Source organism: Pseudomonas abyssi (assembly GCF_002307495.1).
Taxonomy (GTDB): Bacteria; Pseudomonadota; Gammaproteobacteria; order Pseudomonadales; family Pseudomonadaceae; genus Halopseudomonas; species Halopseudomonas abyssi.
The window spans coordinates 1-7,987 of sequence record NZ_NTMR01000006.1 but is presented as its reverse complement, the minus strand read 5'-3'; the positions used below and the strand labels follow the sequence as shown (position 1 = coordinate 7,987).

At 60.6% G+C, this 7,987-nt stretch carries 7 protein-coding genes; 1 reads left to right on the top strand and 6 read right to left on the bottom strand.

Annotation, left to right across the window (positions count from 1 at the left end; all coding sequences use genetic code 11):
• Positions 1–114: 114 nt before the first annotated feature.
• From ispH to murJ, 6 genes are all read right to left on the bottom strand, one after another.
• Positions 115–1,062 carry a 4-hydroxy-3-methylbut-2-enyl diphosphate reductase gene (ispH, locus tag CNQ84_RS06275; protein WP_096004056.1) on the bottom strand — a complete coding sequence of 316 codons (948 nt, stop codon included), beginning with the start codon at positions 1,060–1,062 and terminating at the stop codon, positions 115–117.
• Positions 1,063–1,082: 20 nt separating this feature from the next.
• On the bottom strand, positions 1,083–1,514 hold the full coding sequence (fkpB, locus tag CNQ84_RS06270; RefSeq protein WP_096004055.1) for an FKBP-type peptidyl-prolyl cis-trans isomerase: 432 nt from the start codon (positions 1,512–1,514) through the stop codon (positions 1,083–1,085).
• 55 nt (positions 1,515–1,569) lie between these two features.
• Positions 1,570–2,061, bottom strand: coding sequence for a signal peptidase II (lspA, locus tag CNQ84_RS06265; RefSeq protein ID WP_096004054.1), 492 nt, complete (start codon positions 2,059–2,061; stop codon positions 1,570–1,572).
• Positions 2,054–4,879, bottom strand: coding sequence for an isoleucine--tRNA ligase (gene ileS, locus CNQ84_RS06260; RefSeq protein ID WP_096004053.1), 2,826 nt, complete (start codon positions 4,877–4,879; stop codon positions 2,054–2,056). Before ileS ends, lspA begins: the two co-directional genes overlap by 8 nt.
• Before the next feature lie 23 nt (positions 4,880–4,902).
• Positions 4,903–5,829: a bifunctional riboflavin kinase/FAD synthetase gene (gene ribF, locus CNQ84_RS06255; RefSeq protein WP_096004052.1), complete on the bottom strand. Its 927-nt coding sequence runs from the start codon at positions 5,827–5,829 to the stop codon at positions 4,903–4,905.
• 70 nt (positions 5,830–5,899) lie between these two features.
• Entirely contained in the window at positions 5,900–7,477 is a 1,578-nt protein-coding gene (gene murJ / locus CNQ84_RS06250; RefSeq protein WP_096004051.1) for a murein biosynthesis integral membrane protein MurJ, read from the bottom strand.
• A gap of 217 nt (positions 7,478–7,694) precedes the next feature.
• Between murJ and rpsT the strand changes: the two genes are divergently transcribed.
• Positions 7,695–7,967: a 30S ribosomal protein S20 gene (rpsT, locus tag CNQ84_RS06245; RefSeq protein WP_096004050.1), complete on the top strand. Its 273-nt coding sequence runs from the start codon at positions 7,695–7,697 to the stop codon at positions 7,965–7,967.
• Positions 7,968–7,987 lie beyond the last annotated feature (20 nt).

Below are 7,987 nucleotides of genomic sequence, written 5' to 3'. Positions count from 1 at the left end.
GGCCACGGCACGCCGTGGCCGATTGGCATTGGCGCCGGCGGGGCGGCACGGACGCGACAGGTCGCGTCCCTACGGGAGGGCGATGAGTCAGTGCTTCGCTAGAGCATCAATGCCTCAGCTCAGATCAACAATCCGCAGCTCTTTCGGCACGCTGAAAACGATATTTTCTTCCTTGCCCGCCAGTTCTTCTGCACCGGTCGCGCCCTGGGCGTGCAGGTGCTCAATCACCTGACGCACCAGCACATCCGGCGCAGACGCCCCAGCGGTAACGCCGATCTTGCTGACACCCTCCAACCAGGCCGCCTGGATCTCGCTGGCGCCATCAATCAGATAGGCCGGCGTGCCCATGCGCTCAGACAGCTCACGCAGGCGATTGGAGTTGGAGCTGTTAGGGCTGCCCACCACCAGCACAGCATCGCACTCAGCAGCGAGCTGCTTGACCGCGTCCTGACGGTTCTGGGTGGCATAGCAGATATCGTCCTTGCGCGGCCCGTCGATCGCCGGAAAACGTGTCCGCAAAGCATCGATCACCTTGGCAGTGTCGTCCATTGACAAGGTTGTTTGCGTCACAAACGCCAGACGCTGAGGATCCTTCACTGCCAGACGCGCAACGTCGTCCTCGTCCTCAACCAAGTAGATCGCCCCACCACTGCTGGGGTCGTACTGGCCCATGGTGCCTTCAACTTCCGGGTGACCAGCATGACCAATCAGGATGCACTCGCGGCCATCACGGCTGTAGCGAGTGACTTCCATGTGCACCTTGGTGACCAGCGGGCAGGTGGCATCAAACACCTTGAGTCCACGGTCTTCCGCCTGCTGCCGCACTGCCTGAGATACGCCGTGCGCACTGAAGATGACAATGACGTCATCCGGCACTTGGTCAATCTCCTCGACAAACACAGCGCCGCGGTTGCGCAGGTCTTCCACCACGAACTTGTTATGCACCACTTCGTGACGCACATAGATTGGCGGGCCGAACACCTCGAGCGCCCGGTTGACGATTTCAATGGCACGGTCAACACCGGCGCAGAAGCCGCGTGGATTGGCCAGTTTAATCTGCATGAATAGCCTCTTGGTGCTCGCTAGCGTACGTCGACGATCTCGACATCGAAGGTAATGACCTTACCGGCCAGCGGGTGATTGAAGTCCACCTCGACTACCTGATCATGCACCTGCTTGACCACACCGGGCAACTCACCACCGGCGGCATCGGTAAAGATCACCAGCAAACCCGACTCCAGCTCCATCTCGTTGAACTGATCACGCGGCACAGTTTGAATGTTCTGTTCATTGCCCGGGCCAAAGCCGCGCTCGGGGTCAATCTCAAAGCTACGGGCATCGCCTGCCTTGAGTCCGAACAGCACCTGCTCAAATCCGGGCAGCAGGCTGCCATCCCCTACCTTGAAGGTCGCCGGTTGCTTGTCCAGCGTCGTATCGACCACGTCACCGTTGGGCAGCTTGAGGGTAAAGTGCAGGGTCACCTCGGAGTCGTGACCGATTCGGCTTTCTGTCATGGCATCTATCTCATCAGGACGGCGGCGCCCGCCTCACTAGGGCGGGCGCGCATTATTACTCAGGCTTGCGACCAAAAAACATGTCGAGCAGCAGCAGCGCGGCACCGACGGTAATAGCGCTGTCGGCGATGTTGAACGCCGGGAAGAACCAGCTTTGCTGCCAGTGCACCAAAATAAAGTCGGTCACCTTGCCGTGGATAACCCGATCATAGAGGTTACCCAAAGCGCCACCGAGAATCAGCGCCAGTGCAATCGCTTCCATCTTGCGCGCGCGATCCAGCCGCGCCAGCCAGACGCACAGCACCACGCTCACGACGACAGCAATGCCGGCGAACAGCCAGCGCTGCCAGCCGCTGGCATCAGCCAGAAAGCTGAATGCGGCACCAGTGTTATAGGCCAGCGTGAAGCTGAACAGGCCATCAATGATCGGCACCTGCTGATACAGCCGCAGGGCGTCCACAGCGATCCACTTGGTCGCCTGATCCAGCACGATGACGACAACCGACAACCAGAGCCAGATCAGACTGCCACGACGCAGATCAGGCATGCTTGCGCACCTCGCCGGCACCTTCGATGTTCTCTACGCAGCGACCGCAGATCTCCGGGTGCGCCGGGTTGCTACCAACATCATCACGCAGATGCCAGCAGCGTGCACACTTGGTCGCAGTCGATTTGACGATCCGCAGTTTCAGGCTGTCAACCTCGGTCGCCACCGCCTGCTCTTCGGCCTGTGCCAACGGCGCCAGTGCGGCCTGAGAGGTGATCAGTACAAAGCGCAGCTCATCGCCCAGCTGGGCCAGGCGCTCTTGCAGCGGCTGGTCAACGAACAGAGTTACTTCTGCTTCCAGGTTACCGCGCAGGGTCTTGGCGTTACGCAGGTTCTCGATCTCTTTGTTGACCGCTTCCTTTACTCGCATCACATCGGCCCAGAACTCGCGGCCCAAGGCTTGCCCCTCCGGCAACTCGGCCAGTTCCTCGTACCAGGTATTGAGCATCACCGACTCATTGCGCTCGCCCGGCAGGTACTGCCACAGCTCCTCGGCGGTGAAGCTCAGAATCGGCGCAATCCAGCGCACCAGCGCCTCGGCAATGTGGTACAGCGCCGTCTGGCAGGAGCGGCGCGCCACGCTGTTGGCCTGCGTGGTGTACTGGCGGTCCTTGATGATATCCAGGTAGAAGCCGCCCAGCTCCTGCACACAGAAGTTGTGAATCTTCTGGTACACATTCCAGAAGCGGTAGGTGTCGTAGGCCTCGACAATTTCCTGCTGCAGCAGGCGTGCGCGATCCACCGCCCAGCGGTCCAGATCAAGCATCTGCTCGGCCGGCAGCGCATCGGTCGCCGGGTCAAAGCCGTTCAAGTTCGAAAGCAGGAAGCGCGCGGTATTGCGGATGCGACGATAGGCATCAGCACTGCGCTGCAGAATCTGGTCAGATACCGCCATTTCAGCCGAGTAGTCGGTCGACGATACCCACAGACGCAGAATGTCGGCGCCCAGCGTGTCGTTGACTTTCTGCGGAGCAATGGTGTTGCCCAGCGACTTGGACATCTTGCGGCCCTTCTCATCCACGGTAAAGCCGTGGGTCAGCAGACCGCGATAGGGAGCGTGTCCGTCAATCGCAGCGCCGGTCAGCAGCGACGAGTGGAACCAGCCACGGTGCTGGTCAGAGCCTTCCAGATACAGATCGGCGCGCGGACCTTCGTCATGGCCCATGGGATGCGAGCCACGCATGACGTGCCAGTGAGTCGTCCCGGAGTCAAACCAGACATCCAGCGTATCGCTGGTCTTCTCGTACAGCGGCGCCTCGTCACCCAGCAGCTCGGCAGCATCAAGATTGAACCAGGCATCAATGCCCTGTTGCTCGACCCGCTGCGCCACCTGCTCGATCATCTCAACGGTACGCGGGTGCAGCTCGCCCGTCTCCCGGTGCAGGAGGAACGGGATCGGCACACCCCAGTTACGCTGGCGGGAGATACACCAGTCCGGACGACCGGCAATCATGTTGTGCAGGCGCTGCTTGCCCCAGGCCGGAACAAACTCGGTTTCTTCAATGGCTTTGAGGGCACGTTCACGCAGCGTGGCACCGCCATCGACCGGTACGTCCATGCCGACAAACCACTGTGCAGTGGCGCGATAGATCAGCGGCGTCTTATGGCGCCAGCAATGCATATAGCTGTGCTGGATGCGGTTGTGCTTGAGCAGCGCACCGACTTCTTCCAACTTGGCAACAATGGCCGGGTTGGCCTTCCAGATAAACTGGCCACCAAAGAACGGCAGGTCAGACACGTACACGCCATTGCTTTGTACCGGGCTGAGGATGTCGTCATTGCTCATGCCGTACTGCTTGCAGGTGCGGAAGTCGTCCTCACCGTAGGCCGGCGCCGAGTGAACGACGCCAGTACCGGCGTCCAGCTCGACATACTCAGCCAGATAGACCGGCGAGAAGCGCTCGTACAGCGGGTGACGGAAACGGATCAGCTCAAGCGCAGCACCTTCAGCGGTTGCCAGCACCTGCCCCTCGAGGCCGTAGCGCTCCAGGCAGCTCTCGACCAGATCTTCGGCCAGCACCAGCAGGCGCTCGCCGGTATCGACCAGCGCGTAGTTGAATTCAGGGTGGACGTTCAGCGCCTGGTTGGCCGGGATGGTCCAGGGGGTAGTGGTCCAGATGACGATGGCGGCAGGCTTGCTCAGCGCAGGCAGGCCAAAGGCAGCGGCGAGCTTGTCGGTATCTTCCGCCACAAAGGCAACATCGATGGCTTCAGAGGTCTTGTCCTGATATTCGACTTCCGCCTCGGCCAGTGCCGAGCCACAGTCAAAACACCAGTTGACCGGTTTCAGGCCCTTGAACACCACACCTTGCTCGACCAAACGGCCCAAGGCGCGGATCTCACCGGCCTCGTTGGCGAAGTTCATGGTCAGGTAGGGATTATCCCAGTCACCCAGCACACCCAGGCGAATAAAGTCCGCCTTCTGCAGCGCAACCTGCTCGCCCGCGTATTCGCGGCACAGCGCACGCACCTGCTCGGCAGGCAGATGCTTGCCGTGGGTGGTTTCAACCTTGTGCTCGATCGGCAGGCCATGACAGTCCCAGCCCGGCACATAAGGCGCATCAAACCCCGATAGTGTCTTGGAGCGGGTGATCATGTCCTTGATGATTTTATTGAGTGCATGACCGATGTGAATCACGCCGTTGGCGTAGGGCGGGCCGTCGTGCAGGATGAACTGCGGGCGCCCCTTGCTGACCTCACGAATCCGCTGATACAACCCGTCCAGACGCTTGAGCGTCTCGGGTTCACGGTTCGGCAGGCCGGCCTTCATCGGGAAGTCCGTGGCAGGCAGATTCAATGTTGCTTTGTAATCGGTCATGTTCTATCAGGCTCTCGAAAAATTCACAGGCCCCATTGGGCTCTGGCGGCAGCAAAGTCAGCCTTGATTGCCGCCTGCAATGCGTCCAGCGAGTCGAAACGCTGCTCGTCCCGCAGTTTCTGGTGAAATACCACAGTCAGACGACGGCCGTAGAGGTCGCCGGAAAAGTCAAACAGATGCACTTCCAGGTGCGCCTTGCCGTCACCACTGACCGACGGACGCTTGCCGATGTTGGCCACGCCCTTGCGCACCACGCCATCGACCTCGGCACTGACACGATACACTCCGTGCAGCGGGGGGTTGACGCGTTTGAGCTGCACATTGGCGGTCGGTGCACCCAGGGTACGCCCCAACTGCTGGCCATAGACCACCCGTCCGGTAATGCTGAACGGCCGGCCCAGCAACAACGAGGCGAGAATAAAATCGCCCTCGGCCAGCACCTGGCGCAAACGCGTGCTGCTGATGCGCTCGCCATTCTCCGCCACGGTATTGGCCGCCTCGACGGTAAAGCCGTGTTTGGCGCCGCTATCCTGCAGGAAGGCAAAGTCGCCGGAACGATCACAGCCAAAGCGGAAATCGTCACCCACTTCCAGATGGCGCACGCCCAAGCCCTCGATCAGCACCTGCTGAACAAACTGCTCGGCGCTCAGCTCGCGCAACCGGCGGTTAAATGCCAGGCAGAGGACCCGATCAACGCCGTGCTGCTGCAGCAGCGCAAGCTTCTCGCGCAAGCGTGTCAGGCGCGGTGGTGCCGCATCGGGCGCAAAGAATTCCCGTGGCTGAGGCTCGAAAATCACCACGCAGCCGGGCAGCCCCAAGCGCTCGGAGTGCGCACGCAGACGCGCCAGAATGGCCTGATGTCCGACATGCACGCCGTCGAAATTGCCGATGGTGGCGACGCAGCCCCGGTGCCGGGGCCGCAGGTTATGTAAACCGCGGACCAGTTCCATATTGCTCGTCAAAGGTGGATCAATCGAAACGCAGCAGTATACAGACTTGCAGGGCCGCCCGTCATGCCGTTCAGCCCTGCCCTGCCCTCAGCTCACGCAGACGCAGACCAAGGGCAAACAGCACCGCCAGATAGATCAGCATGCCGCCAGTGACCAGCAGCGTCATCTCCCAGGCCTTGCGCTGCCAGCCCCAGGCCAGCCAGTCCGCCGTTGGCGGGACCATCCAGACCAGTAGTGCCGCCATAGCCAACGTCGCGACCAGCAACCGCAGCGCAAAGCGCAACCAGCCCGGCTGCGCGTGGTAAACACCATCACGGCGCAGCCCCCACCAGAGCAGCCCCGCATTGAGCAGCGCCGACAGCGAGGTCGCCAACGCCAGCCCCACATGCTGCAGCGGCCAGATCAGCAGCAGGTTAAGCCCCATATTGGCGACCATGCAGATAATCGCGATGCGCACCGGCGTTTTGGTGTCCTGGCGTGCAAAGTAACCGGGCGCCAGCACCTTGATCAGCATGAAGGTCATAACCCCCACAGCGTAGGCCCGAAGTGCTGCTGCGGCCTGCCCCACGTCCGCATCGGTCATGGCGCCGTAGTGAAACAAGGTAGCAATCAACGGCTCTGCCAGCAGCAACAACGCCAGCGCAGCCGGCACCCCAACCAGCAGCACCATGCGCACCGCCCAGTCCAGCGTGCGCCCGAAGGCCTTCAGATCTTCACCGGCATGCTGGCGAGACAAGGCAGGCAGGATGACCGTGCCAATGGCGATACCAAAGGCGCCCAAAGGCAGTTCGGACAGGCGATCAGCGTAATACAGCCAGGAGATACTGCCCGTTTGCAGAAAGGAGGCCAGCACTGTGTCCAGCAACAGATTGATCTGACTGACCGACACACCAAAGAGCGCCGGAATCATCAGCGTCATGATGCGCTTGACGCCCGGGTCCTTGCGGTTGGGCCTTGGCACCGGCAGCAACTTGATCTGCGCAAGAAACGGCAGCTGGAACAGCAGCTGCGCCACCCCGGCAATAAACACCCCCCAAGCCAGCGCCATGATCGGCTGGTCGAAATAAGGCGTCAGACACAGGGTCGCACCGATCATGCAGACATTCAGCAGCACCGGGGTAAAAGCCGGCACGGCAAAGCGGCCGTAACTGTTCAAAATCGAGCCACAGAGCGCGGTCAGCGAAATCAGGAACAGGTAGGGGAAGGTAATGCGCAGCATATCCGTCGCCAATGCCAGCTTGGCCGCATCATCATGAAAGCCGGGTGCAAACAGCGTAATCAGCACCGGCGCCCCAGCCACACCAAGCGCGGTGATCCCGGCCAGCGTCAAACCCAGGGTGCCGGTCACCCTGTCCACCAACTGACGCACTTCTGCCAGCGTGAACTTGGTACGGTACTCCGACAGCACCGGCACAAACGCCTGCGCGAAAGCCCCCTCAGCAAACAGGCGACGCAGAAAGTTCGGAATCTTGAAGGCAATAAAAAACGCGTCGGCCTCGGATTGCGAGCCAAAATAGGCCGCCACGACAATGTCCCGGACCATGCCCAGCACCCGCGACAACAGGGTCATGACACTTACCACCATGCCGGATCTGAGCAGGCTGGGCGCCTTGGGAGTAGCAGGTTCAGGTGCAGCAGATTGGGACATGAAGTATCACACCGAAATAAAAGCGCCATAATAGCGGCGCACCGCTGCCATTGTCAGGCAGCTTGGGTGTAAAATGCCGCCACCTCGGCCACTGTGACCACTGGTCAACTGAGCCGTTCAAGCCCGCGTTGACAGGCTTGACATTCGATAAGACCGGCGGCATAGTACGCGGCCTTATTTGTACCTAATTCATCCAGATTTTCTGAGGAGCAAGACGGTGGCCAACTCACCTCAAGCCAAGAAACGCGCCAAGCAGGCCGAGAAGCGCCGCAACCACAATGCAAGCCTGCGCTCCATGGTCCGCACCTACATCAAAAACGTCGTCAAGGCGATTGATACCAAGGACCTCGACAAAGCCAAAGCAGCCTACACCGCTGCCGTTCCGGTCATCGACCGCATGGCTGACAAGGGCATCATCAACAAGAACAAGGCTGCTCGCCACAAGAGCCGCCTGAACGCGCACATCAAGGCCATGGCTGAAGCCGCCTGATTCGCAGTTCTTGCTGAACA

Coding starts and splice junctions, on each gene's coding strand:
- ispH (WP_096004056.1), bottom strand. CDS start 1,062: ATGCAGATTAAACTGGCCAATCCACGCGGCTTCTGCGCCGGTGTTGAC.
- fkpB (WP_096004055.1), bottom strand. CDS start 1,514: ATGACAGAAAGCCGAATCGGTCACGACTCCGAGGTGACCCTGCACTTT.
- lspA (WP_096004054.1), bottom strand. CDS start 2,061: ATGCCTGATCTGCGTCGTGGCAGTCTGATCTGGCTCTGGTTGTCGGTT.
- ileS (WP_096004053.1), bottom strand. CDS start 4,879: ATGACCGATTACAAAGCAACATTGAATCTGCCTGCCACGGACTTCCCG.
- ribF (WP_096004052.1), bottom strand. CDS start 5,829: ATGGAACTGGTCCGCGGTTTACATAACCTGCGGCCCCGGCACCGGGGC.
- murJ (WP_096004051.1), bottom strand. CDS start 7,477: ATGTCCCAATCTGCTGCACCTGAACCTGCTACTCCCAAGGCGCCCAGC.